Origin of the sequence: Brevundimonas kwangchunensis (genome assembly GCF_039523815.1) — a bacterium.
Taxonomy (GTDB): domain Bacteria; phylum Pseudomonadota; class Alphaproteobacteria; order Caulobacterales; family Caulobacteraceae; genus Brevundimonas; species Brevundimonas kwangchunensis.
Window position 1 is genome coordinate 173,856 of sequence record NZ_BAAAGA010000007.1, and the last position, 16,437, is coordinate 190,292.

Here is a 16,437-nt window from a genome sequence, read left to right on the forward strand (position 1 = left end):
TGGGCCCGTCTATCGTTGGATGAACCGGGTCATTCCCCGGAAAGTCGTCGTCGCTCGGCGGCCCGGTCGCGGCAGATGCCGATGAAGCCGTGAGCCATGAACGACGCCATCCGCTCCTTGATGGCGTCGAAGTCGTCCGATTTGCACTTGCCGCCGGACAGGTGATCGATCCGACCGGTGCGGGCCAGGCTGAGCGTCAGGGCGCCGGTGACGAAGTGGTAGCCCCAGAAGATGTCTTCCTCGGCCGCCTCGGGCATCGCCTGCTTCAGCAGGCCGATCAGGCGCAGGACGACCGGGTCGTAGAGGCGGTCCATCACCTCGGCGCCCCAGACCGGGGTGTTGTTGATCTGTGCGCTCAGGGCGCCGAAATGCCGCCAGCCGTCGCCGCCGGTCGAATAGGTGTCCAAGTCGGTGTCGAGGAAGGCGCGCAGGGCCCCCTCGACGGTCGGCTTGCCGCCGGCGGCCTTTTCGTAGGCGTCCAGCGCCTCCATCCGACGCCCGCTGGTGACCGGCGCGCGACGGGCCATCACCTTGTCGAAGACTTCCTGCTTGTCGGCGAAGTAGTAGTGGATCAGGGATTTGTGGACGCCGACCTTCTCGGCGATGTCCCGGACCGTCACCCCGTAGAAGCCGTGGCGCGAGAACAGCTCCTCGGCAGCGTCCAGCAGTTGCTCGAGGCTCTCGGCGCGCTGTTCGGCCTTGCGGCGCGGCTTGCGGATCGGGGTCGTCATGGCCTGAACCTCGGAGCGTTCCGGCGCGTCCTGTTCAGGCTGCGCCGACTCGATGATGGAGACGGCGGCCATCCTATGCGCCCCCATAGGTCGCGCGAAGCTGGGTCTTGTTGATCTTGCCGGTGGCGGCCAGCGGCATGGCGTCGACCCGCACGATGCGGTCCGGGATCCACCAGTCGGCGATCTGACCTTTCAGCGCCGCCTTCAGGTCGGCGTCCGCGATCTCCTCGCCGCGCGCGGGCTCGATGACCATCAGGGGGCGCTCGCCCCATTTGGGATCCGTCCGGCCGATCACCGCCACCAGGCCGACGGAAGGCAGGGCGCCGACGATTTCCTCGATCTCGACCGGATTGATCCATTCGCCGCCGGACTTGATCAGGTCCTTGGATCGGCCGGCCAGCGTCAGATTGCCGGCGTCGTCTAGGATCGCCAGATCGCCCGTGTCGAACCAGCCGTTCTCGTCCACGGCCGACGTCCCGGCGCCGAAGTAGCGGTTCACGACGCTCTGGCCCTTCACCTTCAGATGGCCGACGGCGTTGCGTTGCTCGGGCAGGGGCGCGCCGTCGGCGTCGGTCAGCAGCAGGTCCAGCCCCATGGGCGGACGACCCGACCCCCTCGCTGCGCCGGGGCGATTGGCGCGGGGCGAGATGGCCCCCAGCGGCGACAGTTCGGTCATGCCCCAGCTGGTCTGCACGGTCGCTCCCAGCCGGTCCTCCATCCGACGCAGCAGGCTGTCGGGACAGCTTGAGCCGCCGATGATGATGCGCTGCAGGCTATTCGTCTCGCCGCCGAAGGCATCGAGGTGATCGAGCAGGCCCAGCCAGACCGTCGGCACGCCGACGGCGACGGTGACGTTGTGGCGATTGATCAGGCTGGCCAGGCTGGCCCCGTCCGTCACCCGGCCGGGCAGGACGAGACTGGCGCCGACCGCCGGCGCCGCGAACGGCAAGCCCCAGGCGTTCGCGTGGAACATCGGCACGGCGACGAGGATGGTGTCGCTGGCGGTCAGGGCCATGGAATCGGCCTGCAGGACCCGCAGGGTGTGCAGGTAGTTCGAACGGTGCGTATAGGCGACGCCCTTGGGCGCACCCGTCGTGCCGGACGTGAAGCACAGGCCCGCCAGCGTGAGCTCGTCGAATTGGCCCCAAGCGACGGCGCGGCCCCGGGTCGCCAGCAGGGTCTCCAGCCCGCTGACGCTGTCGCCGGCCTCCGCCTCCTCGTCGTCCAGGAGGATCAGATACTCAAGGCATGGACAGGCGGCCATCAGGGCGTCGGCCATGTCCCGCAGGCCTGTGCCGACAGCCAGAACGCGATCGTTCGCCTGCAGCACCATGCTGATCATGTGCGCCAGAGTCAGGCGGGGGTTCAGCGTGTGGCAGACGATGCCCGCGCCCATGGCGGCGTACCAGACCTCGACGTGGTGGCGGGTGTTCCAGGCCAGGGTCGCGATCCTGTCGCCGGGGTTCAGGCCCAAGTCGAGCAGGGCGCCGGACAGGCGGTTGGCGCGGTCGCGCAGCGTGGCGTAGCCGAGGCTGTCTTCCGCATCTCCTCGCGCCGTGATGACCCGCGCCGACCCGTGCCACTTGGCGCCGTGCTCCAGGAAGCGGTCCACGGTCAGCGCATAGTCCTGCATCAGGTCAGGTTGGGAAGCAGTCATCCGAAGGAAGCGTCCAAGCGGTTACAGAAGCCGGCGGGCCGGCGAAGGGCGATGGAGGCGGTGACCGGGAGCCCGCCGCCTCCGCGCGCCCCTAGAAGGTCCGCGTCAGGTTCACGCCAAACTGGCGCGGCGGGCCGGCGTAACGCAGCCCCGCATTGACGGCGGCGATGTACGTCTGGTCGGTCGCGTTGAGCGCATAGGCCGCCAGCGTCCAGTCGTCCGTCTTGTAGGCGAGGTGCAGATTCACGAGGTTGCGCGCCTCGAGTTGGTCGCCCAGCGCCGGCTTGTTGAAGATGGACGTCCAGGATTCGCCGATGTGGGCGTAGTCGATGCGCGGCGAAAGGGTCGCGCCGTTCGACAGCTGGAAGTCCCGCTGGATACCGACATTGAACGTAAACTCAGGCGCGTAGCTCTGACTGTTGCCGCTCAGGTTCAGGCAGTTGGCGCTGGCCGGACCGGTGTTGGCGTTGCACAGGCCGGTGCGGGCCACGCGCGGGTCGGCCGCGTAGAAGGTGCCCAGTTCGGACTGCGAGATGGCCGCGCCGACATCGACGGTCCAGTCGTTGGAGCGGAACTGCGCCGATGCCTCGATGCCCTTCAGCACCGTGTCGTCCGCGACGTTCATGATCGAGCTGAACAGCGGATACTCCGGATCGCCGATCGCAACCTGGAAGCCTTCGTAGACCATGTAGTAGGCGCCCAGCTGGGTGCGCAGGCGGCCGCCGAGCATCGTCGACTTCCAGCCGATCTCGTAATCGACGACGTCCTCGGGGCCGAAGCTGCGCGGTGGAACGTAGAAGTTCGGCGCGTTCAGCCCGCCCATCTTGAAGCCCGTGGCGACGAAGCCGTAGACGAAGTTGTCGTCGTTGACCTTGTAGTTGACGCTGAGCTTGCCGGTGGTCTTGCGGGCGGTGACCTCGGAGTCCTGGAACAGGATCAGGCCGAAGGCGGGATAGGTCGTATAGACGTCGTCGTTGGTCGAGGTGGACTCGGACCACCGCGCGCCCAGCTGGACCTGCAGGCGATCCGAGATGTCGTAGCTGATCTGGCCGAAGACGGCGGTCGTCTCCTTCGGCGTCTCGCCGAAGATGTAGTAGTCGACCACGCCCTCGGGGAAGCCGACGTGATAGGCGCCCTGCGGGAAGGTCGTGACCGGGAATACGACGTCGTCGTATTGCCAGAAGGCCCCCAGCAGCCAGGTGAGGCGCTGGTTGTCCGGCGAGACGATGTTGAACTCCTGCGACCAGACTTCTTCCTCGACGCGGTCGTAGAAGGTGTTGTTCAGGGCGCTGGTGCCGTCGAGGTCGGTCGAGAACTCGCTGATCCCGTCCTGATAGCCCGTGATCGAACGCAGGGTGATGCCGTTGTCGAGCACATAGCTGACGTTCAGCGAGACGCGGGCCGTCTCGTCGCGACCGGAGTGCGGCCCGTTGGCGGTGATCCTGAACGGGTCATTCGTGGCCAGCGCCGGATCGGCCGGATAGCCGCCGAAGTCGAGGTTGTTGTAGTCGCCCTTCAGCAGCACGCGCAGGGCAGGGGTCGGCGTCCACAGGAAGCTGGCGCGTGCGCTGTTGGACTCCACCTCGCCGGGGCTGCCGCGGTAAGGGCCGGTGATCTCGTGGAAGCTTCCGCGCTGTTCGCTGTTCACGGCGAAGCGGGCGGCCAGGGTGTCGCTCAGCGGCACGTTCACCGCGCCCTGGAACTTCAGATTGTCGTAGTTGCCCACCTGGCCCATCACATAGCCGTTCACGCCCGAGAAGTCGGGGTTGCGGGAGGTGATGAACACCGCGCCGCCGGTCGCGTTGGTGCCGGCGAAGGTGCCTTGCGGGCCGCGCAGAAGCTCGACGCTGCCGATATCGTAATAGGGCTCGGTCTGGAAGTAGCCGGGGAAGACCGGGACGCCGTCGCGGTAGGTGGTCACACCCACGCCGATGGCCGTCGTCGGCTCGGACTTGCCGATGCCGCGGACGTTGAAGAAGTTGCCCTGACCGAAGTTCTGGACCGTGGTCGACGGGGCCACGAACTGCAGTTGCTCCAGCGAGAAGACGCCGCGATCGTCGAGGCTCTCGCCCGACAGGACGGTCGCCGCGACGGCGGTCTCCTGCAGGTTGGTGGTGCGGCGTTCCGCCGTTACGACCACCTCGCCCAGGGACGTGGAGTCCTGGTCGTTGGCCGGCTGCTGCGCATTCTGGGCCTGTGCGGCTCCAGCCCACAACAGGACGGCGGCGGATGTGGTGAGCCAGAGCTTGCGCCCCATGGTCTTCCTCCCTCGGTGGTTCCCCGGACGCTCTGACGGCGTCGTCCATCTCACCGTTCCACCGATTCCTGTTCTCGTCAATCCTAACCGGTCGGCTAGTGAACATTGACCTCGCGGCTAACATGGGCACAGATGTTCGCGTCAAAAGCGGCCGGAAAGGGTCGCGCCAGTCGGGGGGAGAAACATGGCCATCGATCTCACGGGCCGCGTCGCGATCGTCACGGGCGCGGGCGGCGGTCTGGGCCGCAGCCATGCGCTGGCGCTGGCCGCGCGCGGAGCCAGGGTCGTCGTCAACGACCTGTCTTCGGACGCCTGCGAGGCTGTGGTCGAGGAAGTCCGCGCGGCCGGGGGCGAAGCCCTCGCCTGGCCCTGCAGCGTTACGGACCGCGCGGGTGTCTTCGCCATGGTCGCCGGCATCGTCGAGCGCTGGGGGCGGATCGATATTCTGGTGAACAACGCGGGTATTCTGCGCGACCGAACCTTCGCCAACATGGATCTGGACGATTTCGATCTGGTGCTGAACGTCCATCTGACCGGCTCGGTCAACCTGACCAAGGCGGCCTGGCCGCACATGCGCGCGCAGGGCTACGGCCGGGTGATCTTCACCACCTCATCGTCCGGGCTGTACGGCAATTTCGGCCAAGCCAACTATGGCGCGGCCAAGATGGCGCTGGTTGGCCTGATGCAGACCCTCGCGCTGGAGGGCGGCAAGTTCGATATCCGCGTCAACTGCCTGGCGCCCAGCGCCGCCACGCAGATGACCGAGGGACTGTATTCGGACGAGGACCTGAAAGGGCTGTCCTCGGGTCTCGTCAGTCCGGGGGTTGTCGCCCTGGCCAGCGAGAACGCCCCGACCCGCACCGTGCTGTTGGCCGGAGCCGGAGCATTCGAACAGGCCCATATCACCATGACCCGCGGCATCTATGTCGGCGACTCCGTCGACGCCGCTGATCGCATTGAGGCCGGCTGGGACTCGATTGGCGATCGCACCGCCGAGCAGGTGCCGGCGTCAGGTTCGGCCCAGTACGTCCACGAGATCGCTCACCCGCTCAGGGACGGCCGGGGCAGGAGTGAATTCTCAACGGCGAAAGAGCGGTCGGCCTAGAATCGCCCGCACGCGGCGTCTCCCCGCGAGGGCGCAGATGCGAGGACATATCGGTGAGTATGGCGGTGCTGTCAGTCCGAAGCGAACTTGTCGCCGGCTTTTCCGGAACCTGAACCGGACTGAAGCCTTCCACCAGTCAAGCTGGCTGGGAGTAAGCTCATGGCGCGTTCGCAATCCGGGCGTGGCCCCGGGGCCGTTGTCGTTCGTATCTTCGCGGGGCTGGTGGGGCTGCTTGGCGTGCCGCTGGTAATCGGTGGCGGGTATCTTATCGCGCTGGGCGGATCGTTCTACTACCTGCTTGCTGGGCTGGGGCTGATCGCTTCGGGCATGATGATGGCGCGGCTGAAGCCGCTCGGGGCGTGGATCTATATCGGCGTCTTCTTGCTCACCTTCCTGTGGGCGCTGTGGGAGGTGGGACTGAACGGCTGGGCCCTGGTGCCGCGGATCGTGGCGCCGGCGGTTCTGCTGGTCGGAGTGATCCTGTCGCTGCCGGTTCTGGTCGGACGGGGAGGGGGGCGGCTGGCCGGCATCGCGGGCGCCGTGTTCGCCGTCGGGACCGTGATCTTCGCGGTGATCGTCGGTCAGGCCAACAAGGCGGCCGCTCCGGTCCAGCTGGCCGAGGGCCCCTTGCCGGGCGTCCCGGCCGAGACGGCCGGCGCGGACTGGCCGGCCTATGGCGGAACGCATGGGGCACAGCGTTTCTCATCCCTGACCCAGATCAACCGCGAGAATGTGGCGCAGCTGGAGCGCGTCTGGACCTATCGCACCGGCGACCTGCCGGAGGAGAAGTGGGGCGCGGAGACGACGCCGCTGAAGGTCGGCGACACCCTGTATCTGTGCAGCGCCCGCAACGTTCTGATCGCGCTGGATGCACGGACGGGTCAGCAGCGCTGGCGGTATGATCCGCAGGTGTCGGACGAGTGGATTCCCTACACCGCCGCCTGCCGTGGCGTGGCCTACTACGAGACTGTGTCCTCCACCGCGGCCCAGCCGGCCGCGGGTGGTACGCCCTCTCCGGCGCCGGTTCGGACGCCCGCCACGCCGGCTCCCGCGACGCCCTGCGCCGCGCGGATCATCGAGGGCACGCTGGACGGTCGGCTTATCGCCGTCGACGCCCGGACGGGTCGTCCGTGCGCCGACTTCGGTACGAACGGCTCGGTCGATATCAAGACGGGCATGGGCGAGGTCATTCCGGGGATGGTCTCGATCACCTCGGCCCCGACTATCGTGAATGGTGTGGTTGTCACCGGCCATCAGGTGCTGGACGGTCAGTACCGAGAGGCGCCGTCGGGCGTGATCAAGGGCTTCGACGCCGTCACCGGCCAGCTGCGCTGGGCGTGGGACATGACCCGGCCCGACATCACCGGACTGCCGCCGGAAGGCCAAACCTATACGCGTGGTACGCCGAACATGTGGACCACGGCCACGGGGGACGACCAGCTGGGTCTGGTCTATCTGCCAATGGGCAACTCGGCGGCCGACTACTACAGCAGCCAGCGCTCGGAGCCGGAGAACCAGTACGCAACCTCGCTGGTGGCCCTGAACGTCGAGACGGGCCGCGTCGCCTGGTCCTTCCAGACGGTGCACAAGGATGTCTGGGACTATGACCTGGGCTCTCAGGCGACCCTGATCGACTACCCGACGGCGGGGGGGACGACCCCGGCCATCCTGCTGCCGAGCAAACAGGGCGATCTCTACATTCTGAACCGTCGTACGGGCGTGCCGCTGACCCGCGTCGAGGAGCGTCCGGTTCCGCAGGGCGGCGTCGAGCCGGCGCAGCGGTCGCGGACGCAGCCCTTCTCCATGTTCCACACCCTCGCCAAGCCGATGCTGACCGAGAAGGACATGTGGGGGATGTCTCCGATCGACCAGATGGTCTGCCGCATCGGCTTCCGGCAGGCGCACTACGAGGGGCCCTACACCCCGCCGACGGCCGATCGTCGCTGGATCCAGTATCCGGGCTACAACGGCGGGTCGGACTGGGGCGGCGTGGCGGTGGATCCGCAGCGCGGCTGGATCATCGCCAACTACAACGACATGCCCAACTTCAACCGACTGGTGCCGCGCCAGGAGGCCGATGAACGTGGCTGGTTCCCACGTGGCGATCCGCGCGAACAGAAAGGGCCGGCAGCCGAGGGCGCAGGCGATCCGCAACAAGGCGTCCCTTATGCGATCGACGTCAACGCCGGCTGGCGGATGGGCTCGACGGGCATGCTGTGCAAACAGCCTCCGTACGGCGGCATCCGCGCCATCGACATCCGCACCGGCCGCACCGTCTGGGACCGTCCGTTCGGCACGGCGCGCAAGAACGGGCCGTTCGGCGTACCGTCGATGCTGCCGATCGATATCGGCACGCCGAACAACGGCGGCGCTGCGGTTACGGCCGGCGGCCTGATCTTCATCGCGGCGGCGACCGACGATCTGATTCGCGCCATCGATATCGAGACCGGCGAGACGGTCTGGCAGGACGTCCTGCCGGCTGGCGGTCAGGCCAACCCGATCATCTACGAGCAGAACGGCCGCCAGTATCTGGTCATCATGGCCGGCGGCCATCACTTCATGGAGACGCCGAACGGCGACTGGGTGATCGCCTACGCCCTGCCGGAGCGTGGATGACGACGGTCTGGATACCCTACTGCGGGCCGGCTCCGGCGCCGGGGGACTGGCGCTGGAACCTCGACCCTGTCCTGCTGTTGGTGCTGGCGCTGGCCGCCGTACTGATCGGATGGCGGCTGCGCGGGGGGCAGCGAGTCGCGGGCCTGGCGGCGATCGCCGTCCTGTTCGTCGGCTTCGTCTCGCCCCTGTGCGCGCTGAGCTCGGCGCTGTTCGCCGCGCGGACGGTGCATCATGTCCTGCTGGTCGCGGTCGCCGCGCCTCTGCTCGCATGGGCGATGCCGGTCCGGCGCGTCGGGCCTCTGACCCTCGCGACGGCGGTGCAGGCGGTGGTGTTCTGGAGCTGGCACGCGCCCGGACTGTATTCGGCTGCGCTGTCGAACGACGGCGTCTACTGGCTGATGCAGCTCAGCCTGCTGGCGTCCTCGGTCTGGTTCTGGGTCGGCGTGCGCAACGCCTCGGCGCCGTCGGCGGTCGGACATCTGCTGATCGCCATGGTCGCCATGGGCTTCGTCGGCGCGCTGCTGACGTTTGCCGAACAGCCGCTTTATGCGCCGCATATGCTCACGACCGCCGCGTTCGGCATGACGCCGCTGGAAGACCAGCAGGCGGCCGGACTGATCATGTGGGCCCCTGCGGCGGCCATCTATCTGATCGCGGCGCTGGTGCGGTTGGGAAGCTGGATCGGTCCTGACCGGCCTGTCGCCCGGGTGGATCAGGCGACGTGATCGACAAGCTGATCGGCAACATTCTGGAGTGGGCGGCAGGTCACCATGACGAGGGGCGCTACTCTCCCGTGGCCATCGTCTTTCACTGGACCATGGCGGCGCTGGTCTTCGTCCAACTGGGCGTCGGTTGGTGGATGGGTCGGTTGCCCGTCGGCGGAGACAAGGTCGCTGCCTATGAGCTGCACTATGCGATCGGCGTGCTGATGCTGGTGCTGTTCATGGGTAGGTTCAGCTGGCGGTTGCTCGCGCCCGGCCCGATCAACGATGCGGACAAGCCGGGGTGGGAGAGCGTGGCCGCGCAGATCACCCACATCGTCTTCTACGCCTGTCTGTTCGGCCTGCCGCTGTCCGGCTGGATGATGATCTCGGCCACCGAGCGGGCGCAGGACCTGACCTTCCTCGGCCTGTTCGCCTGGCCGCTGCTGCCGATGCAGGATCTGGACAACGTCGCCCGCTGGCGGATCGAGGCTATCGCGGAGTGGGTTCACTGGGGGCTGGTGGTCAGCCTGCTGCTGATGATCCCGCTGCACGTCGGCGGGGCGCTGAAACATCAGATCATCGATCGGGACGACGTATTCCACGGGATGCTGCCGATCCTGCCGCTGCCGACGCGCCGTCGGACACGCTGGCAGCGCCGGTATCGGGCGGTGGAGAAGCGGGCTGGCGCTCTAGCCAGACGGCTATGGCCTCTATCTCGGGGTCGGTGAGGTTGGCGACGGCGTCGATCATGACGCCGCGTGGATCGTTGCGACGCTTCGCCGTGCGCCAGCGCTCCAGCTGATCGATGATGTAGGCCGCCGGTTGGGCCGCGATGGCCGGATTGGCTGCACCGATCCCTTCGCCAGCCACTCCGTGGCAGGAGGCGCAGGCTTGAATGCCCCGACCGGGCGCGCCCTGCATGTAGATCGCGGGGGCCGGACCCGAGCCGACAGCGGGGGCGACAGGAACGGGCAGGGACGCATAGTACTCCGACACCGCGCGCCGATCCCGGTCGTCGAGCCAGCGGGCGACCTGGGTCATCACCGGGTCTTGCCGGACATCCTTGGCGTAGTCCTCCATCTGCTTCTGCAGATAGCCGGCGTCGAGGCCCGCGAGGCGCGGAACGCTGACGCCGTCTCCTTCGCCCTCCAGCCCGTGGCAGCTGAAGCAGGCGTTTCCCGGCCCGCCTTCGCCACCGCCCATGGCGATGATCTGGCCGGTCTCGGTGAAGGCCGCGCCGGTCTCGTTCGTCGACGGCGTGCAGGCGGCCGTGGCGAGCAGGAGGAGGGGGAGAACGAGGCGCACCCGGTTCGAACACGGGCCTGCCGTTACGGTTCCGCTTGCGGCATCCGGGCGCAGAACCTTCGCAGGTGCGGAACCTTGACCATGGGCAGGGGTTAGCCCTGCGAGCCAAGGGGGATCAATGCGCCTGCAGACCTGTCACCGGGAGACGTCGTGAAGTGGATCGCGCTGCTTCTGCCGATCCTGCTGTGCGCCTGTTCGGACAAGACGAACCCGCCGCGAACCATCGCCGGCGCGGACGCGGATGCCGGGCTGGAGGTCATGCAGCGCGTCGGCTGCGGAGCCTGTCACGTCATTCCGGGCGTGGACTGGCCGCAGGGCGTCAGCGGACCCTCGCTGAAAGGTTTCGCCGACAGTCCCATGATCGCAGGACGTTTTCCGAACCGACCCGCGGTTCTGGTCGACTTCATTACCGATGCGCCCTCGATGGCCCCGGACACAGGCATGCCGGTCATGCCGCTGACGCAGGACGAGGCGCGGAACGTGGCCGCCTACCTCTACACCCTGCATGAGTAGCCGGAACTCCTTCGACGGCACGGCGACCTGGCCGCCGCCCGCGCTGGACCCGGCCGGGCCGTTCGCCGGGCCGGTGAACACCCTGTCGTGGGTGCTGTTCGCCATGGCCGGGTCGGTGCTGCTGATCGTGCTGATCGCGCTGGCGCTCGCGCTGTTCGGGCCGAGGCGGTGGCGGGCGAAACTGGGCGGACAGAAGCTGGTGTGGATTGGCGGCTTTGCCTTCCCGGTCGTGGTGCTGACCGCCCTGCTGATCTACGGCCTCGGCCTGACCAGCCATCTGACGCAGGAGCCGCAACCGGGCGAGATGCGCATCCGGGTGACGGGCGAAATGTGGTGGTGGCGCGTGGCCTATCTGGACGACCAAGGGCGCGAGCGCTTCCAGGACGCCAACGAGGTGCACATCCCGGTCGGCGAGACGGTGGTGATCGAGCTTGACTCGGCCGACGTCATTCACAGCTTCTGGGTGCCGCGCCTGTCGGGCAAGGTCGACATGATCCCCGGTCGCCGCAACATCCTGCGCCTGCAGGCGGACCAGCCGGGCGCCTATGGCGGCCAGTGCGCCGAATACTGCGGCGGACCCCACGCCCTGATGGGATTGGTGGTTGTGGCGCACGACCCGGCGGCCTTCCAGACATGGATGCAGAAGCAGTCGCAGCCGGCCCTGACGACGACCAGCCTGGCCCCCGGCGCGGATGTCTTCCGGCGCGCCGGCTGCGGCGCCTGCCATACGGTGGCCGGGACGGAGTTCAATGGTCTGGCCGGCCCGGATCTCAGCCACGTCGGTTCGCGACGCACTCTGGGCGCGGGCATCCTGCCGAACAATCAGGGCACGATGGCCGGCTGGATCTCTGACAGCCAGACGATCAAGCCCGGCAACCGCATGCCCGCCTATCCGGTGCTGACCGGCGAGGAACTGCGCGATGTCTCCGCCTGGCTCGAGAGCCTGAAGTGAAGAGCGAAACGGGGTTCGACACCACGCTTTATGAGCGTTTCCCGACGCAGGGGGCGCGGCCGGAGAGTGAGCGGGAACAGCTGGACGAGATCTGGTGCGCGCCCAAGGGCTGGCAGTGGATCACCGCCATCAACAACAACTTCGTCGGCGTCTACTACATCGGCGCGGCCATGCTGTTCTTCGTGCTGGCGGGGACGCTGGCGCTGCTGATGCGCACCCAGCTGGCCCTGCCGATGAACGGCTTCCTCGGGCCGGAGACCTACAACCAGCTGTTCACCGTGCACGGCACGATGATGATGTTCCTGTTCGCCGTTCCGGCGGTCGAGGCGCTGGGCGTGCTGCTGCTGCCCCAGATGCTGGGCGCGCGCGACCTGCCGTTTCCGCGCCTGAGCGCCTACGCCTTCTGGGCCTATCTGATCGGCGGGCTGGCCTTCTTCGCCTCTCTGTTCTTCGGGCTGGCGCCGAACGGCGGGTGGTTCATGTATCCGCCGCTCAGCTCCATGGCCTTCTCACCGGGCATTAACGCCGACTTCTGGCTGCTGGGCATCGGCTTCATCGAGATCTCGGCCATCGCCGGGGCGATCGAGATCATCGTCGGCGTGCTGCGCAACCGCGCGCCGGGCATGACGCTGGACAAGCTGCCGATCTTCGCCTGGGCCATGCTGATCTTTGCCGGCATGATCATCATCGCCTTCCCGTCGGTGATCCTGGCCACGACCCTGATGGAGCTGGAGCGCGTCTTCGGCTGGCCCTTCTTCGATCCGCTCAAGGGTGGCGATCCACTGCTGTGGCAGCACCTGTTCTGGTTCTTCGGCCACCCGGAGGTCTACATCATCTTCCTGCCGGCGGCGGGAGCGATGTCGACCATCATCCCGGTCATGGCGAGGACGCCACTGGTCGGCCACAACGCCGTTGTGCTGGCCATGCTGGCGACGGGCTTCATCAGCTTCGGCGTCTGGGCCCACCACATGTTCACCACGGGCATGCCGACCATCTCGACCAGCTATTTCTCGGCGGCGTCGATGGCGGTGTCGATCCCGGCGGGCATCCAGGTCTTCGCCTGGATCGCGACCATGGCGGCGGGGAAGATGCGGTTCTCGACGCCGGGTCTGTTCGTCACCGGCGCGCTGATCACCTTCGTTATGGGCGGACTGTCCGGGGTCATGGTCGCCATGGTGCCGTTCGACTGGCAGGCCCACGACAGCTATTTCATCGTCGCCCACCTGCACTATGTGTTGATCGGAGGAATGGTCTTCCCCTTCTTCGCGGCGATCTACTACTGGCTGCCGATGTCCTCGAGCCGGCCGCTGAGCGAGCGGATGGGCAAGTGGGTGTTCTGGCTGATGTTCGCCGGCGTCCACATCACCTTCCTTCCCATGCATCTGATCGGGCTGATGGGCATGCCGCGGCGGGTCTTCACCTTCCTGCCGGATCGGGGTCTGGAACTGCCCAATCTGATCGCCACGGTCGGCAGCGCGATCACGGCGGTGGGCATCCTGCTGTGGATCATCGACATGATGCGCAACTTCCGCCCGTTCGGGCCGAGGGATGCGGGCAACATCCACGGCGGCGCGGGCCTCGAGTGGCTGCCGACCGGCCTTTATTCGACCCGGTCGATCCCGGTGGTGAAGAGCCTCTATCCCATCTGGGAGCAGAAAAACCTCGCCAGGGAAGTCGATGAGGGCCGCTACTTCCTGCCCAACGCCCCGACCGGCGAGCGCGAGACCCTGGTGACCTCCAGCCTCAACGCCGAGCCGCAGTATCTGCAGCGCATGCCGGTGCCGTCGGGCTGGCACGTCTGGGCGGCCGTCTTCACCGCCGGCGCGTTTCTTCTGCTGACCATTCAGGCCTACTGGGCCTCGGCCATCAGTGGCGTGCTGGCGGTGTGGTGCATCTTCCACTGGTGCTGGATGCTGGACCGGCCCCGCATCGTCGAGACGGTCGATGTCGGCGCCGGCATCCGCGTGCCGACCTATGTGAGCGGCCCGTCCAGCCACGGCTGGTGGGCCATGGTCATCACCCTGATCGTCGCCGGGATGATCGCGGCTCTGGCGGGCTTCAGCTACGTCTTCCTGTGGAGCCGCAACCCGCAGGACTGGATCGCTCCGCCGGATCAGATCTCGCTGGCGCTGGTCGTCGGAGGCAACGCCGCCGCCGCTGTGCTCGGCTGGCTATCCTGCAAGGCGCTGGCTCTGGACCGGCCGCGCAGCCCGGTCATCGCGACAGCGCTGATGGTGCTGGCCGCCGGAGTGCTCGCCTTCGCGTGGCATCTGGATCTGCAATCGTGGATCGGCGCGGGCTTGCAGGCCTCGATGACAGGGCAGGGGGCGACGGTCTTCGCCCTGCTGTCATGGCATGGCTTCTTCGTCGCCGTCGTCGCCCTGATGGCCGTCTACGCCATGCTGCGTTTCGCCTTCGGCCATGTGGAGGCGCGCCGGCCGTCGACCTTCCAGCTGATCGCCCTGTTCGTCGCCTATTCGGCCGGGCAGGGGCTGTTCGCCACGCTACTGACCCGCCTGTTCCCGGGGAGCTGAGATGCGCGCCTGGATCTGGATGCTGGGCGGCCTGATCGTTTGGACGATCCATTTCTTCGGCGTCTACACCATCGCGAGCGCAGCCGATGTCTATGCAACGGCCGACGACTTCGGCTGGCGGATGGGCGGGCTGGCGTTCAGCGTCGCCTGTCTGATCGCGTCGCTCGTGCTGCTGGCCATCGCCGTTCGTCGCGTGAAGGCGACTTCGGGACTCGCTGACCAGTTGGCGGCGCTGGGCGCGGGAACGGCAGCGATCGCCATCGTCTGGCAAGCGCTGCCGAACCTGATCGGTTACTGAGCCGGGGTCGGAGCTGCTGCTGCCGGAGCGGCACGCGGCGCGATCCGCCAGACGGTGTTGGACAGGTCGTCGGCCACCAGCAGGATGCGCTTCGCCGGATCGAACACCACGCCCACCGGGCGGCCGCGGGCGCGTCCGTCCGCGGTCAGGAAGCCGGTGACGAAATCGACGGGCTCGCCGTTCGGGCGTCCGTTGGCGAACGGCACCCAAACGACCTTGTAGCCAGACAGGTCCTGCCGGTTCCAGCTGCCGTGCTGCCCAATGAAGGCGCCCTGCGAGAAGCTGCCGCCGAAGCCGCCCTGGGTCGCGAACGACAGGCCCAGCGCCGCGACGTGCGACCCCAGCGCATAGTCAGGAGCGATCGCGGTGGCGACGAGCTCGGGATTCTGCGGATGAACACGCGGATCGACGTTCTTGCCCCAGTAGCTGTAGGGCCAGCCGTAGAAAGCCCCTTCACGGACCGAGGTCAGATAGTCGGGCACCAGCTGCGGGCCGATCTCGTCGCGCTCGTTGACCACGGCCCACAGGGTGCTGGTCGTCGGCTCGATGGCGAGGGCGGTCGGATTGCGGATGCCGGTGGCGACCGTACGGCGCGCGCCTGTGGTGCGGTCGATGGCCCAGACCACGGCGCGTTCTTCTTCGACCGCCATGCCGCGCTCGCCGACGTTGCTGTTCGAGCCGATGCCGACATACAAGGTCTGTCCGTCCGCACTGGCCGTCAGCGCTTTGGTCCAGTGGTGGTTGAGCTGCGACGGCAGCTTCGTCACCTCTTCCGGCGCGGCTGTTATCCGCGTCTGGCCCGTCTGGTAGGGGAAGCGCACCAGCGCGTCTTGGTTGGCGACGTAGATGTAGCCGTCGACGAAGGCCAGACCGTAGGGGGCGTTCAGATTGTCGATGAAGACGCTCTGCACCTCGGGGCGGCCGTCGTTGTTCGCATCGCGCAACAGGGTGATGCGGTTGCCGCTCTCGACCTGGGTGTTGCCCTGTTTCTTGATGACGCCGGCGATCACGTCCTTGGGACGCAGGGCCGGAGCGCCGCCGCCGCGGCCTTCGGCGACGAGGATGTCGCCATTGGGCAGGACCAGCATCTGACGCGGGATCTGCAGCCCGGTCGCCATGGCGGTGACGGTGTAGCCAGCCGGCACGGTCGGCAGCTCGTCGCCCCAGCCGGTCGGCTTGGCGATCCGCAGGACCGGGGTCAGGGTTTCGCGAACGCCCGGCAGGTCGGGCGAGGCGCCGGTCTGGTTCAGGCTGGAGTCGCTGCGTCCGCAGGCGGCGAGGGTCAGCAGCGCCGCGGCGCAGGTCATCGTCAGGCGGATCATCGGTCGACCTCCTCGGTCACGAAGCCGGAGAAAGCGAGGACGCCCGCGACGAGGGCGAGCAGGGTGCAGATCACCGACAACCCCATGCCGAATGCGCCGACCGAGCTCCAGGCGTCCTGGCTGTGCTTGAAGGCGTTCACCAGCCCCAGTACCCACATGATCGCCACCACGACGGTGTACAGCAGACGGCGCTTGCGCGACGGCGACCGGAACGCCATCATCAGCCGGATCAGGCTCCAGGCCAGAACCACGCCGCCGAAGACCAGGGCGCCGGCGATCAGCCACGCCGAGAAGTTGGTCCACTGCATCTCCGCGGTCCGCAGATAGGCAATGTCGCTGATCATGGCCGAGGTGAACAAGGCGATCGGAAACGCCAGGAGTATGCCGTGCACCGCGTTCACGCCGGCGCTCGCGCCTGTCCTCAAATCCATTTTTCAGCCCTT

At 67.5% G+C, this 16,437-nt stretch carries 13 protein-coding genes and 1 pseudogene; 8 read left to right on the forward strand and 6 right to left on the reverse strand.

Annotation, left to right across the window (positions count from 1 at the left end; genetic code table 11):
• Positions 1-29 precede the first annotated feature (29 nt).
• From ABDZ95_RS14240 to ABDZ95_RS14250, 3 genes are all read right to left on the reverse strand, one after another.
• Positions 30-731, reverse strand: a complete 702-nt coding sequence (locus tag ABDZ95_RS14240; RefSeq protein ID WP_343794657.1) for a TetR/AcrR family transcriptional regulator — start codon at positions 729-731, stop codon at positions 30-32.
• A gap of 73 nt (positions 732-804) precedes the next feature.
• A complete protein-coding gene (locus tag ABDZ95_RS14245) occupies positions 805-2,388 on the reverse strand; it encodes an AMP-binding protein (protein ID WP_343794632.1) in 1,584 nt (527 codons plus the stop codon).
• 91 nt (positions 2,389-2,479) lie between these two features.
• Positions 2,480-4,645, reverse strand: coding sequence for a TonB-dependent receptor (locus ABDZ95_RS14250; protein ID WP_343794633.1), 2,166 nt, complete (start codon positions 4,643-4,645; stop codon positions 2,480-2,482).
• Between the two features lie 184 nt (positions 4,646-4,829).
• Between ABDZ95_RS14250 and ABDZ95_RS14255 the strand changes: the two genes are divergently transcribed.
• The 4 genes from ABDZ95_RS14255 (at position 4,830) to ABDZ95_RS14270 (ending at position 9,798) form a co-directional block, all read left to right on the forward strand.
• A complete protein-coding gene (locus ABDZ95_RS14255) occupies positions 4,830-5,750 on the forward strand; it encodes an SDR family NAD(P)-dependent oxidoreductase (protein WP_343794634.1) in 921 nt (306 codons plus the stop codon).
• Positions 5,751-5,909: 159 nt separating this feature from the next.
• A complete protein-coding gene (locus ABDZ95_RS14260) occupies positions 5,910-8,366 on the forward strand; it encodes a membrane-bound PQQ-dependent dehydrogenase, glucose/quinate/shikimate family (protein ID WP_343794635.1) in 2,457 nt (818 codons plus the stop codon).
• Positions 8,363-9,091, forward strand: coding sequence for a cytochrome c oxidase assembly protein (locus ABDZ95_RS14265; RefSeq protein ID WP_343794636.1), 729 nt, complete (start codon positions 8,363-8,365; stop codon positions 9,089-9,091). The genes ABDZ95_RS14260 and ABDZ95_RS14265 overlap by 4 nt, the downstream gene beginning before the upstream one ends.
• Complete coding sequence (locus ABDZ95_RS14270; protein ID WP_343794637.1) at positions 9,088-9,798, forward strand: cytochrome b; 711 nt, start codon at positions 9,088-9,090, stop codon at positions 9,796-9,798. The genes ABDZ95_RS14265 and ABDZ95_RS14270 overlap by 4 nt, the downstream gene beginning before the upstream one ends.
• Positions 9,799-9,817: 19 nt before the next feature.
• On the opposite strand, the pseudogene ABDZ95_RS14275 reads toward ABDZ95_RS14270, so the two are convergent.
• Positions 9,818-10,273, reverse strand: a pseudogene (locus ABDZ95_RS14275) (c-type cytochrome); the annotation flags it as partial.
• Between the two features lie 252 nt (positions 10,274-10,525).
• Here ABDZ95_RS14275 and ABDZ95_RS14280 point away from each other — a divergent pair.
• The 4 genes from ABDZ95_RS14280 to ABDZ95_RS14295 are packed head-to-tail and all read left to right on the forward strand — an operon-like array spanning position 10,526 to position 14,672.
• Complete coding sequence (locus ABDZ95_RS14280; RefSeq protein ID WP_343794638.1) at positions 10,526-10,888, forward strand: c-type cytochrome; 363 nt, start codon at positions 10,526-10,528, stop codon at positions 10,886-10,888.
• Entirely contained in the window at positions 10,881-11,840 is a 960-nt protein-coding gene (coxB, locus tag ABDZ95_RS14285; RefSeq protein WP_343794639.1) for a cytochrome c oxidase subunit II, read from the forward strand. Before ABDZ95_RS14280 ends, coxB begins: the two co-directional genes overlap by 8 nt.
• The gene (locus tag ABDZ95_RS14290) at positions 11,837-14,374 is read left to right on the forward strand and encodes a cbb3-type cytochrome c oxidase subunit I (protein WP_343794640.1); all 2,538 of its coding nucleotides are present in this window, start codon (positions 11,837-11,839) and stop codon (positions 14,372-14,374) included. Before coxB ends, ABDZ95_RS14290 begins: the two co-directional genes overlap by 4 nt.
• 1 nt (position 14,375) lies before the next feature.
• Positions 14,376-14,672, forward strand: a complete 297-nt coding sequence (locus ABDZ95_RS14295) for a hypothetical protein (protein WP_343794641.1) — start codon at positions 14,376-14,378, stop codon at positions 14,670-14,672.
• Here ABDZ95_RS14295 and ABDZ95_RS14300 read toward each other — a convergent pair.
• Together ABDZ95_RS14300 and ABDZ95_RS14305 are read right to left on the reverse strand one after the other, a co-directional pair.
• Positions 14,666-15,994, reverse strand: a complete 1,329-nt coding sequence (locus tag ABDZ95_RS14300) for a PQQ-dependent sugar dehydrogenase (protein ID WP_343794642.1) — start codon at positions 15,992-15,994, stop codon at positions 14,666-14,668. The genes ABDZ95_RS14295 and ABDZ95_RS14300 overlap by 7 nt on opposite strands.
• Positions 15,991-16,425, reverse strand: a complete 435-nt coding sequence (locus ABDZ95_RS14305) for a DUF2231 domain-containing protein (protein WP_343794643.1) — start codon at positions 16,423-16,425, stop codon at positions 15,991-15,993. The genes ABDZ95_RS14300 and ABDZ95_RS14305 overlap by 4 nt, the downstream gene beginning before the upstream one ends.
• Positions 16,426-16,437 lie beyond the last annotated feature (12 nt).